20 protein-coding genes and 6 pseudogenes are annotated in these 23,545 nt (G+C 33.8%); 7 read left to right on the forward strand and 19 right to left on the reverse strand.

Translation table 11 applies throughout. The features are described 5' to 3' along the window. Window positions 1-16: 16 nt before the first annotated feature. From MKX82_RS24905 to MKX82_RS24915, 3 genes are read right to left on the reverse strand one after another with little or no spacing between them, the layout of a single operon-like run. Complete coding sequence (locus tag MKX82_RS24905; RefSeq protein WP_341080879.1) at window positions 17-841, reverse strand: triphosphoribosyl-dephospho-CoA synthase; 825 nt, start codon at window positions 839-841, stop codon at window positions 17-19. A 1-nt stretch (window position 842) separates the two neighbouring features. After that, window positions 843-2,477, reverse strand: a complete 1,635-nt coding sequence (gene mdcA, locus MKX82_RS24910) for a malonate decarboxylase subunit alpha (protein WP_445738856.1) — start codon at window positions 2,475-2,477, stop codon at window positions 843-845. Continuing rightward, complete coding sequence (locus MKX82_RS24915) at window positions 2,474-3,385, reverse strand: ACP S-malonyltransferase (RefSeq protein WP_233315247.1); 912 nt, start codon at window positions 3,383-3,385, stop codon at window positions 2,474-2,476. Before MKX82_RS24915 ends, mdcA begins: the two co-directional genes overlap by 4 nt. A gap of 124 nt (window positions 3,386-3,509) precedes the next feature. Here MKX82_RS24915 and MKX82_RS24920 point away from each other — a divergent pair, with 124 nt between their 5' ends. Further along, entirely contained in the window at window positions 3,510-4,385 is an 876-nt protein-coding gene (locus MKX82_RS24920; RefSeq protein ID WP_341080883.1) for a LysR family transcriptional regulator, read from the forward strand. A 184-nt stretch (window positions 4,386-4,569) separates the two neighbouring features. Continuing rightward, window positions 4,570-6,054 carry an aldehyde dehydrogenase family protein gene (locus MKX82_RS24925; RefSeq protein WP_233315245.1) on the forward strand — a complete coding sequence of 495 codons (1,485 nt, stop codon included), beginning with the start codon at window positions 4,570-4,572 and terminating at the stop codon, window positions 6,052-6,054. 460 nt (window positions 6,055-6,514) lie between these two features. Here the strand turns inward: MKX82_RS24925 and MKX82_RS24930 are convergent, their stop codons facing one another. The 8 genes from MKX82_RS24930 to MKX82_RS24965 all read right to left on the reverse strand — a co-directional run bounded on the left by MKX82_RS24930 (window position 6,515) and on the right by MKX82_RS24965 (window position 13,658). Continuing rightward, window positions 6,515-7,735 carry an ABC transporter permease gene (locus MKX82_RS24930; RefSeq protein WP_341080887.1) on the reverse strand — a complete coding sequence of 407 codons (1,221 nt, stop codon included), beginning with the start codon at window positions 7,733-7,735 and terminating at the stop codon, window positions 6,515-6,517. Continuing rightward, on the reverse strand, window positions 7,710-8,378 hold the full coding sequence (locus MKX82_RS24935) for an ABC transporter ATP-binding protein (protein WP_341080889.1): 669 nt from the start codon (window positions 8,376-8,378) through the stop codon (window positions 7,710-7,712). Before MKX82_RS24935 ends, MKX82_RS24930 begins: the two co-directional genes overlap by 26 nt. Next, a complete protein-coding gene (locus MKX82_RS24940) occupies window positions 8,375-9,511 on the reverse strand; it encodes an efflux RND transporter periplasmic adaptor subunit (protein ID WP_341080891.1) in 1,137 nt (378 codons plus the stop codon). Before MKX82_RS24940 ends, MKX82_RS24935 begins: the two co-directional genes overlap by 4 nt. Window positions 9,512-9,695: 184 nt before the next feature. Beyond that, window positions 9,696-9,908, reverse strand: coding sequence for an uberolysin/carnocyclin family circular bacteriocin (locus MKX82_RS24945; RefSeq protein ID WP_341080893.1), 213 nt, complete (start codon window positions 9,906-9,908; stop codon window positions 9,696-9,698). A gap of 118 nt (window positions 9,909-10,026) precedes the next feature. After that, window positions 10,027-10,239, reverse strand: a complete 213-nt coding sequence (locus tag MKX82_RS24950) for a hypothetical protein (RefSeq protein WP_341080894.1) — start codon at window positions 10,237-10,239, stop codon at window positions 10,027-10,029. Between the two features lie 589 nt (window positions 10,240-10,828). Beyond that, window positions 10,829-12,400, reverse strand: coding sequence for a hypothetical protein (locus MKX82_RS24955; RefSeq protein WP_341080895.1), 1,572 nt, complete (start codon window positions 12,398-12,400; stop codon window positions 10,829-10,831). Window positions 12,401-12,402: 2 nt separating this feature from the next. Further along, entirely contained in the window at window positions 12,403-13,110 is a 708-nt protein-coding gene (locus MKX82_RS24960; protein ID WP_341080896.1) for an ABC transporter ATP-binding protein, read from the reverse strand. An 8-nt stretch (window positions 13,111-13,118) separates the two neighbouring features. Then, entirely contained in the window at window positions 13,119-13,658 is a 540-nt protein-coding gene (locus MKX82_RS24965) for a stage II sporulation protein M (RefSeq protein ID WP_341080897.1), read from the reverse strand. Window positions 13,659-14,108: 450 nt separating this feature from the next. On the opposite strand from MKX82_RS24965, the pseudogene MKX82_RS24970 reads away from it, so the two are divergent. The 3 pseudogenes from MKX82_RS24970 to MKX82_RS24980 all read left to right on the forward strand — a co-directional run. Next, window positions 14,109-14,312: pseudogene (locus MKX82_RS24970) on the forward strand (helix-turn-helix domain-containing protein); the annotation flags it as partial. A gap of 136 nt (window positions 14,313-14,448) precedes the next feature. Continuing rightward, a pseudogene (locus MKX82_RS24975) lies at window positions 14,449-14,607 on the forward strand (IS3-like element ISBce13 family transposase); the annotation flags it as partial. 56 nt (window positions 14,608-14,663) lie between these two features. Further along, window positions 14,664-14,828: pseudogene (locus tag MKX82_RS24980) on the forward strand (SDR family oxidoreductase); the annotation flags it as partial. 368 nt (window positions 14,829-15,196) lie between these two features. On the opposite strand, the gene MKX82_RS24985 reads toward MKX82_RS24980, so the two are convergent. From MKX82_RS24985 to bla, 4 genes are all read right to left on the reverse strand, one after another. Then, entirely contained in the window at window positions 15,197-15,727 is a 531-nt protein-coding gene (locus tag MKX82_RS24985) for an Imm6 family immunity protein (protein ID WP_341080898.1), read from the reverse strand. A gap of 246 nt (window positions 15,728-15,973) precedes the next feature. After that, window positions 15,974-16,660, reverse strand: coding sequence for a hypothetical protein (locus MKX82_RS24990; RefSeq protein ID WP_341080900.1), 687 nt, complete (start codon window positions 16,658-16,660; stop codon window positions 15,974-15,976). 507 nt (window positions 16,661-17,167) lie between these two features. Beyond that, complete coding sequence (locus MKX82_RS24995) at window positions 17,168-17,545, reverse strand: hypothetical protein (protein WP_341080902.1); 378 nt, start codon at window positions 17,543-17,545, stop codon at window positions 17,168-17,170. 93 nt (window positions 17,546-17,638) lie between these two features. Continuing rightward, complete coding sequence (bla, locus tag MKX82_RS25000; protein WP_341080904.1) at window positions 17,639-18,613, reverse strand: class A beta-lactamase; 975 nt, start codon at window positions 18,611-18,613, stop codon at window positions 17,639-17,641. Window positions 18,614-19,037: 424 nt separating this feature from the next. Between bla and MKX82_RS25005 the strand changes: the two genes are divergently transcribed. Both MKX82_RS25005 and MKX82_RS25010 read left to right on the forward strand, forming a co-directional pair. Beyond that, window positions 19,038-19,400, forward strand: a complete 363-nt coding sequence (locus MKX82_RS25005; RefSeq protein ID WP_341080905.1) for a hypothetical protein — start codon at window positions 19,038-19,040, stop codon at window positions 19,398-19,400. 719 nt (window positions 19,401-20,119) lie between these two features. After that, a complete protein-coding gene (locus MKX82_RS25010) occupies window positions 20,120-20,416 on the forward strand; it encodes a hypothetical protein (RefSeq protein WP_341080908.1) in 297 nt (98 codons plus the stop codon). 800 nt (window positions 20,417-21,216) lie between these two features. On the opposite strand, the pseudogene MKX82_RS30475 reads toward MKX82_RS25010, so the two are convergent. The 4 genes and pseudogenes from MKX82_RS30475 to MKX82_RS25025 form a co-directional block, all read right to left on the reverse strand. Next, window positions 21,217-21,339: pseudogene (locus MKX82_RS30475) on the reverse strand (bacteriocin immunity protein); the annotation flags it as partial. Window positions 21,340-21,373: 34 nt separating this feature from the next. Beyond that, window positions 21,374-21,768 (reverse strand): annotated as a pseudogene (locus tag MKX82_RS25015) (transposase); the annotation flags it as partial. Between the two features lie 408 nt (window positions 21,769-22,176). Beyond that, a pseudogene (locus tag MKX82_RS25020) lies at window positions 22,177-22,876 on the reverse strand (endonuclease V). After that, on the reverse strand, window positions 22,869-23,321 hold the full coding sequence (locus MKX82_RS25025; protein ID WP_341081636.1) for a toxin-antitoxin system YwqK family antitoxin: 453 nt from the start codon (window positions 23,319-23,321) through the stop codon (window positions 22,869-22,871). Before MKX82_RS25025 ends, MKX82_RS25020 begins: the two are co-directional and overlap by 8 nt. Window positions 23,322-23,545 lie beyond the last annotated feature (224 nt).

A 23,545-nucleotide genomic window follows, 5' to 3' on the forward strand; every position in this document is an offset into this window, starting at 1 on the left:
ATGAACACCTCCGTAATTAACTGACTAAAAATAGTGTTGCTGCTAATAAATCAGCGCTGCCTCCCGGCGATAGGCGCTTTGTTTTACAGTAATCAGATAAGCATTGGAAAATCTCTCTTCCCTTAGTGGTTGCGAACCCATCCCAAAGTAAAAATTCTCCTGCCATCGTTTTTATTGCAACTAAATCCGCCCAATCTCCACGGTGTAATATACATGTATCATCGACGGTTGCCATTAAAGCCAGCAATGCTTCTATTTGTGCTTCCTCTTCTGGCTTTTCTGCTGCACGAGCTTTAAGTAAGGCAAGTAAAGATGCATCACGGATATGAGGGAAACCGAATTGTGCTTCTTCTTGTGCCCCCATAACTGCATACTTCTTTTTTACAGCCTGTCCATGGGTTTGATTATTTGGTGTGAACCTGTCTTTAAAGGAAGCAATTTTTCCTGCCGTTTCTAATATCTTAATAGGGTTCTTTTCCTCTGGAAGAGAAGCCTTTGCACTAACCAATAACCCCAATGCCCAAATCGCACCTTTATGTGTATTGATGCCATTAGTAGCAGAAAGCATCGCCTGCTCCCCTTGTCTTCCTATGGCTGCTATTTTCTCACGAAGCTTTTGATTCACAGGATGAAGATAAGAAACGAAAGCAATCTCTCTAAATGTTCCTTCTAATGCTTTTGCTGATTTCAGCATGAGTTCAAGGGACATATCAGCATGGGAGCCGTTATTGTTTGCATCTACTAATCCTGGCTTTGGGGTGAGCATTGCTTCATCGATTAACGCTTTTACTGCTTTTGAAGCTAATTCCTCTACAAGTGCTGCAGATTTAACTGCCAGCATATTAAGACCAGCTCCGGAATTTTGCAGGCGGCACGTAAAGACCTTCTGACCACTCTACTAAATCACTAACAGACCTTGCAGCAAGAAGAGAGCGTTTTGCTTGCTGTCTGGCAATGCCAAGATCCTCTGGATAGGCGACAATGCCTTGGTCTCTCAGGCTCCTAACATCTTTTTCTTTGCTATCCATCCCTAATGGCGTTACACCTGCGATTGCGGCAAGGGCTTTTTTCCGTTCTTCTAAGCTGTCAGACTTATAAAGATACGCGATGCCTTCTTCTGTAATAACATGAGTAACATCATCGCCATAAATCATCGTTGGTGTAACCTGAAGTCCTGATTGTGTTTTTACTTGAATAGCATCTAAAGAATCAACAAACACTGGCTTTTTATTAGCACCGAATGTTTCGACCATTTGCACGACAAGCTTACGGCCTTTTGCCAGCTCATGCGGTTTTTCAATCATTTCAAGCCATGCTGGTGTTGCATGGCGGCGTCCGCGCGGATCATGGCCCATATTCGGTGCTCCTCCAAACCCGGCTAAGCGTCCTGCTGTTACTGTTGATGAATTAGCTTGTGCGTCCATTTGCAGTGTTGAACCGATAAACATATCAACCGCAAATTGTCCTGCAACTTGGCATAATGCACGGTTAGAGCGCATCGAACCATCTTGGCCGACGAAAAAGATATCAGGTCGAGCTGCAATATAGTTCTCCATGCCGACTTCACTGCCAAAGCTGTGGACACTTTCGACCCAGCCGCTTTCAATTGCCGGTATTAATGTTGGATGAGGATTTAACGCCCAATGTCTAGCAATTTTCCCTTTTAAACCGAGCTGTTCCCCGTATGTTGGCAGCAAAAGCTCGATGGCAGCTGTATTAAAGCCAATCCCATGATTTAAGGACTGGACATTATGTTTTCCATATACCCCTTTAATGGCCATCATGCCCATCAGCACTTGTAATTCGGTAATGTTTTGCGGATCTCGTGTGAAAAGCGCTTCAATGACATATGGCTTATCAGCTTTTACTACCACATCAACCCATGACCCTGGTATATCAACACGAGGCAATTCATCCACAATGTCATTAACCTGCACAATAACAATGCCATCTTTAAAGGCAGCTGCTTCTACAATCGTTGGTGTCTCTTCTGTATTATTGCCTGTATACAAGTTTCCGTCCTTATCTGCTTTATCTGCCGCAACTAAAACAACATCCGGGATTAAATCAATAAACAGACGTCCAAATAACTCTAAATAGGTATGTATATCGCCAAGCTTTAACGTTCCATCTTCAATCATTTGTGCAACACGCAAGCTTTGCGAACCAGAGTAGGAAAAATCGATTTTTGAAGCGATTCCGTATTCAAATATATCTAAATGTTCAGGCATTGAGATGCTCGACATGATCATATGCAGCTCATTTACCTTGGCAGGGTCTACTTCTAACAGTTTTTTAGACAGGAATGACGCCTGCTTTTGATTATCTCCTTCTAACACTACTCTTGAGCCTGGTTCAATCAGTAATTCCATCAGCTCTACAATCCGAGAGGTGTCTACAAATTTTCCGTCCAGCAAGCGGCTTGCTTTATCTAATTTCGCTCGTTTTTTATCACGCTTTTGCGTCCATTTATTCACTCTGCTTGCTCCTTCCATTTATTAATTAAATAACATGTTGCTTCCAGACCGACTTCATCGACAGCGATTTGCCGTGTTGTTCCATGTGCTTGCTTAACAAGATTCGTTAATACATTACCAGGCGGCATTTCAACAAAAGTATCCGCACCAGACTCAACACATATCTCAGCCATGTCATGCCAGCGCACAGGATAGGCTACATTTAAAGCCAAGTCTTCTGCGATTTTATCTTTTTGTCTTATAACTCTTCCAGTGTGATTTGCCAAATAAGGAATTTTCGGATTATTTAAAGTAAATGTACCTACTAACTCCAGCAGTTCTCGTGAAACATCAGCCATTAATGGACAGTGCGATGGGATTGCTACTTTAAGCACTGTTGTTTTTCTGGCACCAAGATCTTGCGCATGTTTGAATGCTGTATGTATTCCTTTCAGAGTTCCAGAAACGGCAATCTGCAGTTCTGAGTTAAGATTGGAAAGAAACACAGGTGATGCTTGCGTATGTGAAAGTTCAACTGCCTTTTTCACTTCACGCTCCGTAAGTCCGCTGATTACACCCATTCCATAACCTTCTGGATATGCTTCCTCCGTTCGTTTTGCCCGCTGATATACTAGTTTAATAGCATCGTCAAAAGTCAATACACCAGCAATAACCGCTGCCGCAAATGCACCAATCGAATGTCCAGCCACAAACTGCGGAGTAATCCCTTTTTCCATTAACTCTCTCGCAGCCGCTACTCCTTTCACAAATAGAGCTAACTGCACCCAAAAAGTCGACTGAAAAGCCTCCTCATCATCACGCAAAGTAATTCCGATACTCTCTTTCACCTTATTCACATAGTCTGGCACATCACTCAGCATTCCAGGAACTTGTGCTCCTTGCCCTGGAAAGGTAAAGACAATATTCATGCTTTTCGCTCCTAAAAGTTTATACAATTCTTTACAATCTTTATTTTAATGTGTTTCAATTAAAAATAAAAATATATTTTCGGCCACTATTAATAACCAAATGGTTATAAGGAGATTATTACATATGGATTTACTGCAGTTAAGATATTTCCAAGTAACAGCAAAGCATGAAAATATCACCCATGCTGCCAATGAACTATTAATATCACAGCCTGCCCTCAGTAAAATGATTCGCAAGCTTGAAACAGAACTAGATATGCAGCTGTTTGATCGAAAAGGAAAAAATATCTTTCTCAATACAGCTGGCGAAAAGTTTTTAAAGTGGGTAAATCTATCACTCTACGCCCTTGAACAAGGTGTTTCAGAAATGAAAGACATTAAAAATGGGCAAATGGATACGATTACCCTTTATGTAACAGTTGGTTCGATGCTGCTGCCGAAGCTACTTCAGCAGTTTCGAACTAAGTTTCCAAAAACACGCTTTAATCTAACACAGCATACGAATAAAAGTATTACCTATAATTTTGCGATTACATCTGAGCCATTAGAAGGCAATGAGCATATCGTCTTGCTGGAAGAAGAAATATTACTGGGTGTTCCTATCTCCCATCCGCTAAGCCATTTAGACTCTGTTTCTTTAAAGGACTTAGAAAAAGAAAAGTTTATCAGCTTAACGAGTGGAAAACCATTGCGGCACACAACCAATAAATTTTTTGAACAAGTCCATTACGAACCAGATATTATTTTCGAAAGTGATGATCCAGCTACAGTTAGAGGACTAATTCAAGAAGGATTAGGCATCTCCTTCATCCCTTCAATCCTGTGGAAAAATGTCAGGCAGGATCCCCTTAAACTGCTGCATATAAGGGAACCTGAATGTAAACGGACGATTTATTTATGTTTTCCAAGCGGGCATTCGTTTACCAATGTGGAGAAGTCACTATTCGATTTTCTCGTTGGTTTTTTTGAAGAACAGATTGATGAATCACAAGGTCATTGAAGCTTTTAACCTTCAATGACTTTTATTATGTTGAAATATGTAGATATTTATCTGTTAACTTACAAGGAAATGCTTGTTTTTGTCAAATATTATCAGAATTTTTATATAAATAAGTGTTGTTTCCTTATTTTCACGGTGTTAACATTACTTTTGTAAGCGATTCCAAAAAATAAGGAGGAGTTAGATGACTCAATTATCTGGAGTGCTAAAAGAAAAGGTGGAAAGATTCCTAAACGGCCAGAAAAAACTATTTATTAACGGTGAATTTGTTGAAAGCACCTCACAAAAAACCTTCGATACATACAACCCGGCAACTGGAGAGGTTTTAGCAACTGTTTTCGAAGCAGGCCCAGAAGACATCGACCGTGCCGTCAAAGCAGCCCGCAAAGCATTCGATGAAGGCCCATGGTCCAAAATCAGTGCATCAGAGAGAAGCCGCCTCATGTACAAACTCGCAGATTTAATGGAAGAAAACAGCGCCGAGCTAGCCCAGCTCGAAACATTAGATAACGGCAAACCAATCCGCGAAACAACCAATGCCGATATCCCGCTGGCAGTCGAGCATATGCGCTACTACGCAGGCTGGTCCACAAAAATCGTCGGCCAGACAATCCCAGTCAGCGGACCATTCCTAAACTACACACGCCATGAAGCAGTCGGAGTCGTCGGGCAAATCATTCCATGGAACTTCCCGCTCCTAATGGCCATGTGGAAGCTCGGCGCCGCACTCGCAACAGGCTGTACCGTCGTCCTAAAACCAGCTGAACAAACACCACTTTCAGCCCTTTACCTCGCAGAATTAATCCAACAAGCCGGCTTCCCAGAAGGAGTCGTCAACATCGTCCCAGGCTTCGGCGAAACAGCAGGCCAGCCGCTAGTAGATCATCCATTAGTAGATAAAATTGCCTTTACCGGTTCGACTGAAGTCGGAAAACTGATTATGGCAAATGCCTCTAAAACATTAAAACGTGTTACATTGGAGCTAGGCGGTAAATCACCGAATATCATCTTGCCTGATGCTGATTTATCGAAGGCAATTCCTGGTGCCCTAAACGGGGTTATGTTTAACCAAGGCCAAGTTTGCTGTGCAGGTTCCCGCGTGTTTATCCAAAAGAAACACTTCGATAATGTGGTTGCTGATATGGCATCCCACGCTAAAAATATTCAACAAGGTGCTGGTATTCATGCAGATACAGAAATCGGCCCGCTAGTTTCTGTTGAGCAGCAGAATCGCGTACTTGGTTATATTGAAAAAGGGTTAAATGAAGGTGCACAGCTAGTTGTTGGTGGTACTAAGCCACAGGAACAGGGTTACTTCGTTTCCCCTACAATATTTGCTGATGTGCGAGATGAAATGACGATTGCGAAGGAAGAGATCTTTGGTCCGGTTATTTCAGCGATGCCATATGATGATTTGGATGAGTTGATTAACCGTGCTAATAGCAGTGAGTATGGCTTAGCAGCAGGTGTGTGGACGCAGAATGTTGGAAAAGCACATTATATTGCGAGCAAGCTCCGTGCAGGGACTGTTTGGGTGAATTGTTATAATACGTTTGATGCTGCTTCTCCGTTTGGAGGGTATAAGCAATCTGGTATTGGGCGTGAGATGGGGTCCTATGCGCTTGAGAATTATACGGAGGTTAAGAGTGTTTGGGTTTCTTTGGATTAGTTAATTTTTATTTTGATAAATAGAAGGTTCTAATATGAATTGCACCCCAATTGGTTAGAAACACTGCTAACAATTGGAGGTGCTTTATTTCGGTTATTAGTTTTATCCGTAATTATTTTATTTACTCAAATAAAAGCAAGTTCTTTTATACCTATGCTTTACAATAATCAAATAAAGTATAAATTTTATTATTAATAGGCATATGTTCATTAAATTATGGAGCACCCTAAGTCTGCGTATTGAATTAACTGTAATCTACCATTCCCTCCCAATTGTATATTATTTCTATAAATATTGTCTTTCAGTATGACTCTTTATAGCATAAAAAAATCCCATGAATAGATTCTAAATTTTCTATGCAGAAAAATATTAGGTTGATATAATGATTACTTTTTTAAAGACAAACCTGCAGAATTATTTAATTAGAAATAAGAATTACTATATTCTTTGTTTACTGCACTTACTCATACCTCAGTGACTCAATAGGATTAAGTTTCGATGCTTTATTTGCAGGTAAAATACCAAAAACAATGCCTATTCCCATTGAAAATAGCAATGCTAATAAAATAATTTCTACTGAAAGTACAGTAGGCCAGCCAGCAAGAACTGATATAAGTGTTGATATACTTACTCCAATAATTATCCCTATAAATCCACCAATAGAGGTTAATGTAACAGCTTCCGCAAGAAATTGAAAAAGTATTTGTTTTCTAGTCGCACCCAATGCTTTTCTAATGCCTATCTCTTTTGTTCTTTCGGTAACAGATACTAAGATTATGTTCATTACTCCTATTCCACCAACAAAAAGTGCAATTCCAGCAATACTACCAATAATTATAGTCATTATTCTGGTAATCTGACCAATTCCATGTGAAAGTTGCTGACTGTTTAAGACAGAGTAGGTATTTTTAGTGTTATGGTTTTTATTTAATATTACTGATGCTTTATCACCAGCAATTTCAATTTTATCAGGGTCAATGACTTGTAAAGTAACTTCATTATAATTGTACTCTCCAAATATATATCTCCAAGTATTCCATGGCAGATAAATTTCCATTCCATCAACCGAAAACATACCTGTTTCTTCTTCAAGTATGCCTATTATTTTTAAAGGCTGCTGACCAACCCTAATAATCTTTCCTATTGATGGTTCGCCATTAAACAATTTATCATGTATGCTTTTACTTATAATAACAGTTCTATTTCCTCCAATATAATCCGCATCCGAAAACAAATAACCCATTTGGGCAGTTTGTTTGTTTAAATCAAAATAGGTATAGTTAATTCCCATAACATTAGCATCTATGGCTTTATCTTGGTAACTAACATTAAAAAATTTAGAACTTGAAGCTACAACTTTTTTAACCTCTGATATAGTACTTAGAGATTTTATATCTTGTTGTGTGAAAGGGGAAATTTCTAATATATTTGTGTTGCCCAATATTTCTTCTTCCGAAGGTTCGTAATATATTTTCAATGTATTTCCAGGACCTATTATTTGGGATTTTAACATCTCTTCTCCGCCACGGCCAATTGCTACTACTATAATAACAGCAGCTACTCCTATAATAATTCCTAACATTGTAAGTGTTGATCTCATCTTATGTGCTACAATTGACGAAAAAGCCATTGTTATGTTTTCTAATATAGCCTTATTAACCATCTTTAATAATATCTCCATCTTTAACAAAGATTTTACGCTTAGAGAATGCAGCTATTTCTTTATTATGAGTTACAAGAATAATTGTAGTACCCTCTCTATTTAACAGATTAAAATATTCGATTATTGATAAACTTGTGCTACTATCGAGTGATCCTGTTGGCTCGTCAGCTAGAATTAAATCAGGATTGTTTACAATTGCACGAGCAATTGCTACTCTTTGCTTCTGACCTCCTGATAATGAATTAGGCATATAATTTAAGAAATTTTTTAAATTCATTTTTTCCAATGCGCTAAAAGTACGCTTATCGCGTTCCTTTTTTTTTATCCCTGCATAAATCATTGGTAATTCAACATTCCTCTTTACACTTAACCTTGGAAGTAAATTAAATTGTTGATACACAAAACCAATTGAGCGGTTCCTAATTCTTGCTAATTGTTGATCCTGATAACTAGTTATATCTTTTCCCTGAAAAAGATATTTTCCGTCAGAAGGTTGATCTAAACATCCAATTATATTCATTATTGTAGATTTCCCAGAACCTGATGGACCCATAATTGATATATATTCTCCTGCTTCTACATTCAAATTAATTTTGTTAAGTACACATATAGAATTATTATTTACGGGATAGCTTTTTTTTACAGATTGAAGCTGGATCATTTAGCTGTCACTTCCATTCCTTCTTTAAGCTTTTCTGGTGGATTTATTATTATTTTATCTTTATTGTTGATCCCTTTTAATATTTCTACTTTTGTTTCAGTTGAAGTTCCAATTTCTACACTTTTACTAACAGCTTTACCATTTTTGACGCAATAAACTATATTTTCATCACCCCTTTGCAACAGGGCTTCAATTGGCAGAGTGTAAGCTAAGTGTTTCTCCGTTTCTATTTCCGTAATCACTTGAAATCCCGGTTTTATCTTCTTAGGTGTCTTAATTGAAACATGAATGGGATATTGTACCTTAGTATAAGAATCAGATTGATTACTAAATTCAGTATTATCTGGAAGGGCAGATACATACTCAACGGTTCCAAACCACTTTTCATTCGGAAGTATATCTGTTTTGATTACAGCTTTCTGTCCTTCTTTTACTGATAAAGCATCATACTCAGAAATATATCCATAAACCATTAATCGACTTGTATCACCAATATAAATAAATGGTTCATTATTTAGGGAATTAGAAGATGGTTCATTAATTTCCATAATTACACCACTTGTCTTACTTTTAACTACTAGTTCCTTTTCTTGCTCAAGATGTATTTCTTGCTGCAGCAGTGCTTGTTTTAAATCAATATTTGCTAATTGTCTATTATATAATACCTCTTCTTTTTCAGATTTTATTTGCTCTAACTCCACTTTATTTTCTGTCTCTTTCGCTAGGTTTTTCTCCCTTTCGGCCAATTTTATTTCTTCATTTTCTAGACTATTTATTTTTAAATACTCTGACTTAATTATCAACTGTTGTTTTCTAATATCCATTTTTAATTGTTCATTTTTATAATTAAATAAGATTGTATCTTTGTTTACTTTATCTCCAATATTGACATTTATTTGTTCTATAGCTCCTTTTTCAGGAATATAATAGATAAACTCTTCATTGAGCATCCTAATGGTCCCCGGAATTATTACTGTTGAAATAATTTCTTCTTCGGTTAATGTAACTAGATCTAAAGTTAATGGAGTTTTCAATAACTTTATAATCCTTTGTCCCGCAATTAATCCTATTATTATGAAAATCGCAATAACCAAGACAATTAATAAGGATTTTTTCAAATTATTAACACCCAATTTCTATCAACAAATTTATACTGTTTTTATTTCTGTAAAACTACTACTAGCATTAAAAAATATGAAATAAAATTAAAAATTTATTAAGTTCAAAGGTAGGGAATAAAGTGTATTATTAATTAGACAATAGGTTACAGGAATGATTTAGAATCATTCCTGCTTTTAAATTATTTCGTTGCTAAATTTACCAAGCAATTGCTGCTGCTTTTCCTATCCATTTTAGTGTTAAATAGGCACCTGCTAAAACAGCTGCAGACCAGGCTAGCCATGCTAGCCCCGCTATTGCTAAACCACGGGCTATGGCAGTTGCACTTCTACCAGCTGTAAATATTATATTCAATACTTTAGTAGCTGTTAGTGAAGATACACCCAATGTCGATGTTAATTTTGCTATCATTGTCTTCATCTCCTTTCAAATTTTTATAATTAGGAACCTGCCTATACTGAAAAAATCTTATTTTTCAGTTAATTAATACACCAATAAACTATTACTCTTTCATTTAACTCCATCTTATTTACCAAGCTATTGCTGCTGCTTTTCCTATCCATTTTATTGTTAAATAGGCACCTGCTAAAACAGCTGCAGACCAGGCTAGCCACGCCAATCCTGCAATCGCTAACCCCCGCGCTATGGCAGTCGCACTTCTACCGGCTGCAAATATTATATTTAATACTTTACTGGCTGTAATTGCTGAAACACCAAGTGTTGATGTTAACTTCGCTAACATATTTTTTCACCTCCTTTCAAATTCAAATCTTAAGAATGATAGTTTGAACTATTATAAATAAAAGGATTAAAGGAATAAGGGAAAAGAAAATGGTTTTTAATCTAATGTTTCTTAATTTTAGAGAAATAAACCAAAAAACTATAAATAAAAACAGATGGATACTAGGAAAAAGAAGTTTAAAGAAACTATTATTAATCATTTCATTAATACCTATGAATCCAAAATAAAGAGTAACAAGTAAGATGTTTAATAACAGAAATAGATTTACAATACTTTTAATAACATTATAGTCAAAGGTTATTTTCCATATTGATAAATACCACTTTATTAGTCTAGAAAAAATAAAGATGTTCAGTAAAAGTGTCGGGAAACTAAATATTATTGAAATAAATACTATAATTATTAAAATAGACTTAACAATTCTTTGTGTGTCGTGATCAATTGGATAAGTTATTTCTTGATAAGAACCAACTACTGCAACAATGTAAAAAACAATTAATATTAGTAAATTAAGAATTATAATACATCTATAAACCCATTTATCCATTAAAATTTTTTCATATATATTATTTTCCAAACTCATTCCCCATTAATCTATTGTATTTTTTTTGATTTTGTAATTGATAAATATCTCACAAGTTATTAGAATAAGAAACAGTAAAATGATTAATACGTATTCTAATAAAACTACTGGGATTTCAATCATTTCTTCAATTAGTAATTCAAAACTTACAAACATTTTTATTTGCAGTACTACCAGGCAAAATGTAGTAAACAGTTTATATCTGACTGTTTGATTTAACCGCTTTATGTTACCCCTTAAAACTAGAAGTGAATATATATTTATTAAAACTAAAGTAAATAAAACATTATTTATTCCTCCTATGAATGTTGACAACTCATTTGAAAAACATAAAGTCAGAAAAAAAATTAATATATTTGGTATACTCACTAAAAGATATATGAATATTTTTGTGAATTGAAATATATTTTCATATGAATACTTACTAATACTTACTTTATTATAAAATTCCCTATTTAATATAAATTTGTCTATACTTAAGTTTATTAAAAGAAAAACTGTCATCCCTATTGAATACAAGGTAGAGTATAAGTATAAAAAGCTTTCAAAATTCTTATAAAAAATCATATATAACAATAAAGCAACAATAAATGAAAAACTATAAACTATATAATCAATATAAGTTTTCCAAAAAACTTTTTGACGTATTATCTGCATGAAAATAAACTTATTCCTATTTAAATATCTTATTTTTAAAAGACCATCTATAAATTTATTATTTTTCATTAAATTAGTGTCTTCTTTAGAGAGTGCATTCTTTTCTAAAACTATTTTTGCCATAATAAAGTCTTTTTCAGGTTTGTATCTAGTATTTACTGTAAATATAATAAGTAAAATAATACTGTACAATGTGATTACAAGAATGGCATTATACGAATCTTGAAATGGCACCAAGAATAATAGGGGTAAATATTTGATCATTTCACCTAGTTTTTCAAAAGATATTACAAACTTAAAGTTACCAGTTAAAACAAATCCGCTAACACTGTGGATGATTTCACCTGAAAGAATTAAAACCAAAAAGAGTAATAATGTTGAAAATATAAACTTTCCAATTGTTATTTTATTAGATGTTTGAATAGATTTTATAGTCAAAAATAGTCTGAAATACTGAATGTTCATCAATAAAAATAATGATAAAAGTATCAAAAGTTCTCCAATCACAAAATCCTTTATAGATATTTCTGAATATTTTAAAATTATTGGTGTAATTAGTATATAAAAGATATTACCTATATAGATTGGAGAATAGTGATATATGTTCAACCAAATATAAAGTCTTTTTGCACTTATCTTTTTTATATAAAAAAAAGGGAAAACTTTATTATTAATAGTATAATCAAATAGATCATTATAACTTTTTAATATGGAACCAAAAAAAATATTAATCCATAAAAAAGAAATAATTAGTGAATTTGCCATATTAAATGAAATGAGCTTAAAAAGACATAGAAGAAATACTATTGAAGAAAGAAGGATTTGAACAAGATATTTTAATAGCAGATCAACTTTTTGTATATCTGTTGAATATTCGTACCTAATCTTTTGTGTTATAAAAAGTTTAAACAGCATAGACATAATCAAAACTCCTTATTAATACTCCACATTTCTACTAATCCACTTAACTCATTATTTATACCGCTTGTTTTTATTTTTCCATTTTCCATTAATAACCACTTGTCAAATGTTGAAAAAGCAAATTTAATGTCATGAGTAGCTATTACAATAGTCTTTTTTCTTTTTTTAAATTCTTTAATTGTACTTTCTAATAGATCAAGTGCTAAATAATCTAAGCCTGTTGTCGGCTCATCTAAAAAAATTAAGTCTGGATTAACTAATTCCATCATACAAAGGATAAGCCTTTGCTTCATTCCTTTTGAATAGTCCTTAACCAGTTTATTTTTATGGTCAAATATGTGAAATTTTTTTAAATTCTTCACTATTTCTTCGTTACTTACTTTATTCTTATACAGTTCACAATTAAATTGAATATTTTCAATTCCAGTTAAATACTCAAATACTTCCGACTCAGATGAAACATAATAAGCACTTAACCCCTTTATAGTATTTTTCCCGAACTTCTGGATTTTGTTACATAGAATTATTTCACCCGCATTTATAATACTCAATCCAAGTAAACATTCTATTAAAGTAGTTTTACCACTCCCATTTTCACCTAAAATGCCAAATACCTCGCCTGTTTTTACAGTAAATTGAATATCAGATAATATTTTAAATCCCTTTGTTTCGGATTCTTTCGAAAGTTGGTTAACTATAATACTATACAATGTTTGTTTCACCCCCGGTTATAAACTAAATATTCAATCAGACTACTTAATATAAGTAAAAATAGACCGAACACTAAATTAGAATAACTGCCAATAATTAATTTCTTAATCCGAATTTTATTCCCTATAGATTTTTCTTTATTAAATCCCTTCCAATATAAAAAAAATATATATTGACCTACACTAGCTGCAGTTAACAAGGAACAAATTTCCAAAAACCCATATGGCAGTATTTTTATTAAGAGGCTATATAAATTATTATCTCCAATATATACACCCATTGATATTCCATGGTACAGGCCATTAATTAGCAATAATAAACTACCGCCAATCCCAAATATTAAATTGCCAAAGAGCAAAAGCAGGAATACTGAAGAATTATTTAATAATAGTTCCGTATAGCTTGGTTGATTATCAGAATAACTCTCTGTAATATTTAAAGTGCAGGAACCGTATATACAAATTATTAAAACAAAAAAGTATATTATAGCGTTTATAATAATAAAATATTTTAGTTTATTTATATTTTGTAATAATTGGTCTAACATTAGAAATCTTTCACCTCATCCCTGCTAGGTTATTAAATTTTATTTTCATAAGATTGATAATCGGAACATTACAAACAATCATTATTGTGATTTATTTCACAATAATTCGTAGAAAAAAGTAATTATTCATAAACATTCCCCAGCCTGCCCACTAACCAAATTGTGAAATTTCGAAAGAAAAACTGTAACACTTAGCAATTATGTTTTAATGCTTTCATTACAATTACATAATATTACAATACTAACAATAAATTCAATGTGCTTTTTTATTCACTTCAGTTATTTGAATTAAAATACCTATTGGACTTGTGTTGATATATTAAAACACAAAGTTCCTCCATTACATAATGGAGTTTGTACAATTTTATGGACACAACTTAGTTAAGACCTTACAATGTAATTCATGGAAAGATGTGTCCTCCGTATGGAACGTAGAAACACAAAAAATATAAACCAGATTTCAAAAAAACAGTAGTATGTTTATATCATTCCGGTACCTCCGTGAAAGAATTAAGCAACGCGGATGGCGTTTCTGAAGTGACTAATTATAAATGGATAAAGGAATTATTCCTATTGAGAATGGGAGAAGAATCCCTCCTTCATAAAGAACTGGCTTCCATTCAAAAGGAACTTTCGGTTAAAACAAGAGATTGAAATCTAAAAATGATTTGGCCATAATCGCGGAAAATCATGCAGGGCTTATTGATTTTTTGGTGAAACATAAACAACAATTTCCAGTTCAGATGATGTGTAATGTCCTTGCTGTTCCAAGAAGTACCTAATATTTCGAGATATCACCTACATTCACACGGTAATAGACGGATGGTGTTACCTGGCTTCCGTAATGGATTTAGATTCCAAAAAAAATTTAGGTTATTCGTTTTCACGTTCCATGACAACAGACATAGTAATGACTGCTTTAAGAAACGCTTACTCTACCCAAAAGCCATGATTAATCCTCTTCGTTTAAAGGAACTATCAGATGTGAGCCTAAATCTGTGTGTAGAAAACGCAAAAGGTGGAATTCCACATAAACGTTTAGGAACACCAGAAGAAGTTGCGGAACTAGTAACTTTCCTACTAACTTCTAAAGCTCAATATATTAATGGTGAAGTGGTACGGATTGATGGTGGGTTTACTAATACTAAAAGTGATATTTTGACTTTTTAACCATATTCATATCGAACTTCCCAACAAATAAAGACTTAGAAAAGACATTAAAGCTATGTGACCTCTATATTGTATAGGGGTCTTAGTTGACTTTTGCCTTTCTACATATTTTTTAATCCCATTAACTCCTCTGATCGCCATTTTTTTTAATTGATAATTTAACATTGGCTGTTAAAAACAAATGAGAAGACACAATTAACAGGTGCATATCCAATTTCACGGTTTTAGTTCAAGTATATAATTCAAGAATCGTCTATAGGCCTACTTGTAGCTAGTTATTTATAGTTATTCATTAACAACACTCCCTTGCTACTTTCTTTTGTTGTCATCTTAAAGGAAAATTAGGATAATGTGAAAGAATATAATCTTCAGTTGTGTAAGTGTTCAGTATCCTCAATAACCTCAAGCTGAGCACGATTACGGATTAATACTGGTATTTGATTCTCATTTATTAGTTCTAAGATTGTCATTAGTCTTTCCGCAATAAACCTATTAACTTGTGTTATCTGATAAAAACCCTCTAAAAAGTGTTCTACCAGGCTCTCATCAACGTTTTCAATAGGAGCAGGTAAATATTCTTGATCTCCAATTTTGAATGCAATCCAATTTGTATAAGAAACAGCATCTACAATGCAGCCGAATGCCAGTTCCTTTAACTCTTCTGTTTCATCTTGCATCAGCATAAACAGACCAGTTTCCTCTGCTCCATCGTCTAACAAATTGTAAATTTCGTCAGCTGAATGTTCATTGTTTTGGAGCCACTCCCAGCAGATTTTCAAAGTATTATTTACAGCCTCAAAATTTGGAGAGGTTGATAATATATCAACGACTGTCTCACTTAACCCCAATAAAAAAAGAACTTGTTTATCCTGATTCAATCTTTTAAACTTTTTTAACATTTTACCCCCCATTTACTCAACGGACTTACCATTTTTCAGTCCGAATTCTTGCTAACCTGACATAAGCACACCGTCTTTTAGCTGTGTTAGCACAATGATTCTTAAGTTCGGATACTTGTGATGGTATTTCGCTACTTTTAATATAATAAAACAAATAAGCCCAACTTTTTCGTCGGGCTTTATTTTCCTTTCCACTAGAAAATTAATATTATTCATCTATATCAAAGAACTTATGAAGAGTTTTTTTTATTTGCTATATGGCTTCTGAAGATTAATTAATTTTATAATATTCTCACCCTCTGCAGGTTCGATATAAATCTTTTTAGTGTTGTTGAGTATCTCTTCTGTATCTTCTTGAAGTGTTTTTTCATCTACATCGGGTGGAGGTGCTTCCCAACGCATTGGTGCGTTATAAACATTTATTGTGCCATCGCCGTTCCCTTTATAAGTTATGGATCCGTCGATTAGACGAGACCCTGATAATTGTATAACGCCTTCTGGGTAGGTGGCGCTGTTATCGATATTGGGATTGATGGGTTCTCCAACAGGTATATGTCGAATATTTAATTCATCTATATCCTGATTTGCTCCAAGTTGCAACCAAACGCGTGCATATTCGATTTGTTCACTGGAATACGGAGCTAGCGGATCTTTGTTTTCTTTATCACTTGTGTTTGAGTCGTTACTTTCATTTGATTTGTCCTCAGAACCAGAATTGGCTGGTTCTTTCGAGATGGTGTTAGTTGATTCGTTCGTGTCTGTTTTTTCACCCTCGCTGGTATGAGTGTTTTTGTCTTTCTCCGAGGATTCTTCCGTTTGCTTCGGTGCAGAATTACCTGATGTATTACTGGTTTCTTCGCTTGCCTTACCAAAGCATCCTCCCAACAGTATTAAAACGCCAAGTAAACCAATTAACCTAGAAAACATCTTCATTTGATAAGTCATTCCTTTCGACCGAAATACCAATTGATGTAAATTAACCAAAATATATACAATTGATTATATCACAATAATCGTTTTAGCTGATTAACCTTCTTTGACAATTTGTATACATTGCAGATATATTGGTTGAAATTAAATTAACATGATGATTCGGGTCAAAAAGAATTTAAAAACACTGTCCCTTTCAATTATGTTTTATAGAATAATGCTTCTTAAAATTTGAAGCAGCTTTATCAAGCCGCTTTTTTTTCATAAAAAAATATAAGTAAAACTTATTCTTCTTCCATTAGATATTCCTTAATACTAACTGCATAACGACTATTTGGGAGGTAGGAAATTTCTAGAGTCTTTCCTGATAAGTTTTCTTGGTAATAATTTTTTGATATATTGAAGCTGTACACGTCTAAGGTGAGATTATTAAATTCTAATTCCATTAGAATTTCAGTTCCATAGTCAGCGTCATCAAACTCCGCTCCAATTGGGGTTGCTACAACAGTTTCAAACTGTCTGTTTTTTAAAAACTGTTTTATCTTTATAAAGATTAATGGAAGTTTCTATAAATGAATAGCTCGTTATCATCATTAACACGGTAATAAGTAAACAAATGATCTTTGCAAACCAATTTCCTGCCCCAATAATCAAGGCTATAAAAATAATACCAAAGCAGAGACAAAGGCTTGCAGCACTAAAGGAACCAAGCATTTCCGAAAAAATGAAATTTTCATCGCTTAGCTCGGATATCCCCCATAGAATTAACGTTATAATGAAGAATAACAATCCAGTAAACGCGAATAGGCCAGCAATAATTTCCCTTCTATCCTTACCTAGCCAAGTTCCGCGTGTTAACCTCTTTTTCTTTTTTAGCTTCTTAGTCATGTTACCCCCCTTAAAAATCAAATTCGAACTAAAAAGGAACAGGAGTCGCGAAAAAAGTTCAGTCTCCTTATAATTGAAAGAAGAGAATTTTTCTTATTCCTCTTGCCATTGCTGGCGCCAATCTTCATCTTTGGCATTAATTTTATTTTTATTTTTTAGGGCCTTAATCACTTCTTTTGTTGCCTCAGCAATAAGTTCGTCGTTATAATCAGCATCTTTTTTATCGCGACTCGAAAGTACAGCAAGAACAATAGGATCTCCTTTTGTTGGCCAAATAATCGCAATGTCATTTCGTGTACCATATGATCCTGCTCCAGTCTTATCAGCCACAACCCAACCTTTCGGCACTCCAGCACGAATTAACTTATCTCCTGTAGTATTTCTCTTCATCCAATCTAGTAAAAGTTCACGTTTCGCTGTTGGAAGTGTATCTCCCAATGTAAAAGCCTGAAGACTAGTCGCAAGTGCTCTTGGTGTACTAGTATCATGAGTCTCACCAGGATTAACTTCATTTAAATCTGGCTCAAATCGCTCAGGATTGGTAACATTATCTCCGATATTCTCCAATGCTTTTTTAAATCCAAGTGGTCCCCCCAGTTGTTTGAGGATGAGATTTCCAGCAGTATTGTCACTGTATCGAAGAGAAGCATCAGAAAGCTCCTCAAGAGTCATTCCCGTCTCAACATGCTTTTCTGTAATAGGATTATAATTAACAAGATCCTCACGTGTATAGAAAATTCTTTGATTAAGATCTTCTATTGATTTTTGTTGTAAAAGTGCTCCTACAGCTAAAGCCTTATGAGTAGATGTATATGCAAAACGCTCATCTGGATGATAGCTTACTGTTTGGTTGGTACCAGTATCCAACGCAAAAACACCAAGTTTAGCATCAAATTTTTCTTCAAGCTTCGCAAACTTATGATTAGTGACAGTTTCTTGTTTTTTGTGTTTAGTTAATTCAGCTTGAACGATATTGTTTGAATAACCAAGCATTGCACAAGAAAGAAATAGTAAAATCACAATTTTTCTAAGTGTGGAAGTGTTAAGTATGTTGCTTAATGATTTCATAAAAATTCAACCTCTTTCCTAAAAATTTATTATATTTTTTCTAAATAGCAGCTGAATCATTTAACTTATTTCATAAATGTAGACCTCCTAATTATGTTATTAAGCTCCTATGTACGAATTGAACATACAAGCAGTTTTGCTGATTACACGCTAAATACCACAATTGTAGTATTTCATATATAATCCAGTTAAGTCAATATTTTTTGTTATATAACTTTCCCAGTTTATAACAGCAACGATAACGTTTAGTTTAATTATTGTCTCTGTACATTTAAGCCTGTTAGCCAGTCTAAAGGTTTCTAATTGACTAACCAAATTCCTACTAACGATTTATTAATTATAAATTTCTTTATTGGTAAATAGCGAGAATATTCCATACAAATTCTGTCAATCATTGAAATAACATGAATTACGGAGGAATTGTATGAATGCTATTTATTTTATAAATGAACGGATATCCTTAGGGGGGTTATCGAAAGAAGATAGTGTATGCCTACAAAAACAGAACTTGTTAAAATACATCCAAACAAACAAGCTGAATATTGTTAAACCAAATATATATCAGATTAATGAGTATTACACCATCCAACACGCCCTTTTATACGATTTGGAAAAATTCGAAATAGAAAAAATAGATTACCTGCTATATTACTCCGAAGAAGTGATGCAAGACTTTATTTACATCTATCCAGACTATTGGTCTTTATTAAAAAGCCACTTTAATGTTGTGATTTCTTTAAAGAGGTTAGATACTTTTGAGGACAACTCCAATTCATTAATTAGTTAACGGATGAAGGAGTAAGTATTTTCGTATTTTGATTCCTTTATAATCAAACCTTTAATAATTTAACTGAGATGAATATAGTACTTTTTATATAAATAGAGTAAAATCTTGAGGTACTTAACACGCTATATAAAAACGAGTTTTGAACCGATTCATACGAACGAACGCTTGAAGAAGGGTTTTTGCTTAGAAACCCCATGTAATATTACTATTTTCTATCTGAACAATGAAGGGTCAACAGAAGAACGCTCCTAGTATACCCTTTTTATTAAGACTAGATAGTGATTTTATTTCGTTTTCTTTCTTAAATATCTTATGAGCCAAAATACTATAGATAAAATCAATATAACAATCGAGGTCGAAGCTATTAAAAAAAACATAAAAAATGAAATTATTAGGCCTAAGCAAATTTAAATAGAAAGAAATTCCTCTTTTACTCTTTGTATTATCACTTTGTTCTACTTATTACGCAGAAACTGTTCGAAGGTAACTTCCCCCTTCTGATTATTTATATTTGTGTTCTTTCCATCAATGAAAGCCTTGGATAACCTCCCCGGCAAAGAAACATCAAATACTGTCTTCTTTTCCTTCTTCGCGTTTATTTTTATAGCAGTTATAAAAAGCTGTCTTGTTAAAGGAATAAGATAGATTTCTAGATTTAGGCATAATAAGGGATACTAAGGGAATATTAAACTAATAAAATATTTTACGAGGTGATTATATTGGTAGAAAGAATTAATCTAACAGCAGAACAAGAAGGACTTAAACAACGTTTGCAAGAAAGCTTTAACCTAGTTAGAGAGGGTAATAGTGCAGGAGGTTATGGAGAAGCATATAATGAAGCGTTCAACGAAATGAGCGAACTTGGTTTTCAACTAGCTACATCATTAACTCCACCACCAGTATTTACGCAGGAGATACTAAATGGAGCAGACGAATTAACACCAGCAGACAGAGCATTTTATAACGACCAGCATGTTGTTGAACATTTACTAAATTATTTAGAGGGTGATAAGTAAACAATCCACCTGCCAAATGAAACTTTTGAGTTCGGGGTACACACGAATAGGCATGATGATATGACCGTCTTACACGTAATAAAGAAGGATGGGAATTATCCACAAATTTACATGCTGGACAAGCTGACATTAAAGCAGGACCAAATTTATACCCAGTGCTACAGCATGGCAGTGTAAGCTATCCATACGACCTAAGCGGATATTTGGATAGAATATGGCAAATGCATCTAATGGAGCAAGCAGAGATGAAATTCAGGAACAACTTAATGCTATTGCTAGATGGATTGCTGAAACAGAAAGAAGCAAGCCATCTACACTTTAAATAATAAAGAATACCCACCATATAACAGGTGGGTATTCTTTATTATTTATTCTCGTTGTTTTCTGCTGCTTTCTTAGCATCATGTCTCTTACGCAAACGTTTCGCTTAAGCAGGGGTTGTCCGAAAAATCCAATGCTTCGGGCTCAGGAATATCATCATATTCCTCACCAGTTGCTGGATTTCTACCAATACGTCCAGAACGGTTAAAAAGATAAAACTCTCCTTTACCATACCATGCAACTTAACAGTCTGTCCGTTCACCAATGCACGGCATATACATTCCCGCATACCATTAAACGCAGCTTTTATCATATCCTTTTAAATCCCTATTATCTTTGCTGCAAGGATCTCAATGTCATCCTGTTTTAAGAATAACACCTTTATTTTTATTATCTCTTCCCCTTCTTTTATTAATTACTCTTTCAATCTTTCTAATTCTATTTTATGTTCTATTCCTCTTCATTTTCTCAATGACTCTTTACTTGTTTTCTTGTTCTTTGTAGACTATAGCAATGTCTACAATTTGTTCTGGTGTTAATTCTTCATCACTCCAGAAAATCAAATCACTAGGTGCTGGGTGTGGTACATTTTTGGAAATCAGAATTTCTCTGTCGATTCAACATTAATACTTGTTATTTTGTTTTGCCTTCTTTATGTTTCCGTTGATAGTAAGCATGGAACACTGGGTTTCTCGGCTATTTACTTCCTTTAGCCACTTGTACTTGCTGTACAGCGAGGTTATAAAATAAAGCGTGCTACGCCCGATTTCCCTTTTGCTTTTATGTTCCTTGCCTTTCCCACCAGAGCCAAAGTAAACAGGAGCAATACCCGCAAATCGTGCTAATTTGTTGGCATTTGGAAAACGTCTTATATCTCCTATCTCAGCTATTAATGCTGATTCCGTCACAAGTTCTATTCCCGGCAACGTCTCTAATTAATAATCTAGTAGATTTTCTAACCGTTTTGATTCTCTTTCGATGTATTTCATTTCCTTCTTTAACTCAATATCCCGTACAATACTTCTTACTATATTGTTTTATATTCGCCCCCTATAAATCCAATAATTCTTGAGGTTTCTTTAACAAAATTATCTTTAATTAACTTTGTACGCTGTGCGTTAGTTAACCGTTTTGCTCCCTTATATAACTTTAATTGCTTAGTACTAGAAGAACTCCTATCTTTAGTCAGCATTAATGGCCTAGGTTTTAGTTTTTCCGTGTCCTATGTTGTACTAATAAAAAGCACTTGTTGCCTATCATAGACAGTCAAGTGCTTTAAACTCATATGTTTTTAAGTAGTATTAAATTTGTAAGTTTTTTAGTAACAGTTCGACAGCCTTTATATGTTGTGACAAATACTAGGTTAAAACTTACGAGTTTATATAAATGTATTATTACCTACTTATAGTTATTGCTTAATAAGTATAGAATATACTATTTTATTCTCCTATTAACTTCTTCCTCATTTTATGTGTTTCTAAATCTGCTAATCTAACAGGAATAGGTAAACGACTCTCATTATTAATACAGTTCATAACAACTTCAGTACTTGTATCTAAATCAATCCAGTTCCCACAAGAAACAAAAATTGGTTTAACATTTTTTGTCGTTCTTAAAGTTCGACCATAGACTTCATTATTTATTACAATATCGGTGTAAGAGCCTATTAGATTCTCTGGCATAATAAAATCTACATCTTGAATTTTAAGATAACTTTTTGCTACACCAATGGTTGGCTTATTTAGAAGAAAGGAAGCATGAGTAGCAATACCCATGTGACGATAATGTAAATATCCATTGCCATCAAATATATATATATCTGGTTGCTTCGTTAGCTTTTTAACTGCCTCTATTATTAAAGGTAACTCTCTAAATACAAGGAAACCTGGAATATAAGGGATTGGTATTTCTCCGTAACTGTATACTTTTTCGACAATTTCCTTTGTACCATAATCAATGATTACAATACAACATGTACCATACTTAGTTTTATTTACATCCCAATAAGCCAAATCTACCCCTGCGATAAATTGAATTTCTTGTATTTGAAAATTTATTTTCTAATTTAATTCTAGGTAATAATTCATCTTGGATTTTTGAAAACTTTTGTATTAATTTCTTTTCATCAAAATTATTCATTATCATCACAATCAGATAATCGGGTAATTAGTTCTAACTCCTCTTTTGTTGGAGCAACTTTTTGCCTGATTATATTCCCTTGTTTATCCCATTCAGTATACTTTAAACAAACGCCAAACTTAAACGCTCCTTCATATTTGAGTTCTTCGCTTTCATACCAAATTTTTCTGATGCCTCTTGTTTGTCCTTTTATCATGTAATCTGTAGATTTAACTTTCCCATTATGGTGAAATTTAACATAGTTACCTTCTTTAAAACCATTCTTATAATAACAGTAATACGCTAGATTCCCATTGTCATATAACTCATAAGCTAACCCAGTAAAAGGGTTTCCATCCTCATCTTCTGGTTTATCTAGCACTTCATCACTGTAAGAGGTAAACCATAGTTCCTCATCAAAATCTATACCATGTTCTAATACATATTCTTTACTTAATACATCCATCTTATTTTCCAACCTTTTTCACCTCTGAACTAAATTGAAATCCTTCAGTAATAAAATTTCAATGTGGACATGTGTTCATAATGTTCATCCGTTAAAACGTACTTTACGATGACTTCAAAACATTACACAAACCTTTATTTATTCCTCTACTATCGTCATACTCTGTTCACACCCATTACAATCTATAAAAATTTAATACTAATACTAAGTACACTTATAAAATT

This window comes from Niallia sp. FSL R7-0271, assembly GCF_038005785.1.
Taxonomy (GTDB): Bacteria; Bacillota; Bacilli; order Bacillales; family Cytobacillaceae; genus Niallia.

What these genes read in the sequence shown, in the direction of transcription:
- MKX82_RS24925 (WP_233315245.1), top strand. Translation starts at nt 4,570, where the DNA reads ATGACTCAATTATCTGGAGTGCTAAAAGAAAAGGTGGAAAGATTCCTA.
- MKX82_RS24920 (WP_341080883.1), top strand. Translation starts at nt 3,510, where the DNA reads ATGGATTTACTGCAGTTAAGATATTTCCAAGTAACAGCAAAGCATGAA.
- MKX82_RS25005 (WP_341080905.1), top strand. Translation starts at nt 19,038, where the DNA reads ATGAATGCTATTTATTTTATAAATGAACGGATATCCTTAGGGGGGTTA.
- MKX82_RS24915 (WP_233315247.1), bottom strand. Translation starts at nt 3,385, where the DNA reads ATGAATATTGTCTTTACCTTTCCAGGGCAAGGAGCACAAGTTCCTGGA.
- MKX82_RS24965 (WP_341080897.1), bottom strand. Translation starts at nt 13,658, where the DNA reads ATGTTAGACCAATTATTACAAAATATAAATAAACTAAAATATTTTATT.
- MKX82_RS24905 (WP_341080879.1), bottom strand. Translation starts at nt 841, where the DNA reads ATGCTGGCAGTTAAATCTGCAGCACTTGTAGAGGAATTAGCTTCAAAA.
- MKX82_RS24985 (WP_341080898.1), bottom strand. Translation starts at nt 15,727, where the DNA reads ATGTTAAAAAAGTTTAAAAGATTGAATCAGGATAAACAAGTTCTTTTT.
- MKX82_RS25025 (WP_341081636.1), bottom strand. Translation starts at nt 23,321, where the DNA reads ATGGATGTATTAAGTAAAGAATATGTATTAGAACATGGTATAGATTTT.
- bla (WP_341080904.1), bottom strand. Translation starts at nt 18,613, where the DNA reads ATGAAATCATTAAGCAACATACTTAACACTTCCACACTTAGAAAAATT.
- MKX82_RS24955 (WP_341080895.1), bottom strand. Translation starts at nt 12,400, where the DNA reads ATGTCTATGCTGTTTAAACTTTTTATAACACAAAAGATTAGGTACGAA.
- MKX82_RS24995 (WP_341080902.1), bottom strand. Translation starts at nt 17,545, where the DNA reads ATGACTAAGAAGCTAAAAAAGAAAAAGAGGTTAACACGCGGAACTTGG.
- MKX82_RS24935 (WP_341080889.1), bottom strand. Translation starts at nt 8,378, where the DNA reads ATGATCCAGCTTCAATCTGTAAAAAAAAGCTATCCCGTAAATAATAAT.
- MKX82_RS24990 (WP_341080900.1), bottom strand. Translation starts at nt 16,660, where the DNA reads ATGAAGATGTTTTCTAGGTTAATTGGTTTACTTGGCGTTTTAATACTG.
- MKX82_RS24930 (WP_341080887.1), bottom strand. Translation starts at nt 7,735, where the DNA reads ATGGAGATATTATTAAAGATGGTTAATAAGGCTATATTAGAAAACATA.
- MKX82_RS24950 (WP_341080894.1), bottom strand. Translation starts at nt 10,239, where the DNA reads ATGTTAGCGAAGTTAACATCAACACTTGGTGTTTCAGCAATTACAGCC.
- MKX82_RS24945 (WP_341080893.1), bottom strand. Translation starts at nt 9,908, where the DNA reads ATGATAGCAAAATTAACATCGACATTGGGTGTATCTTCACTAACAGCT.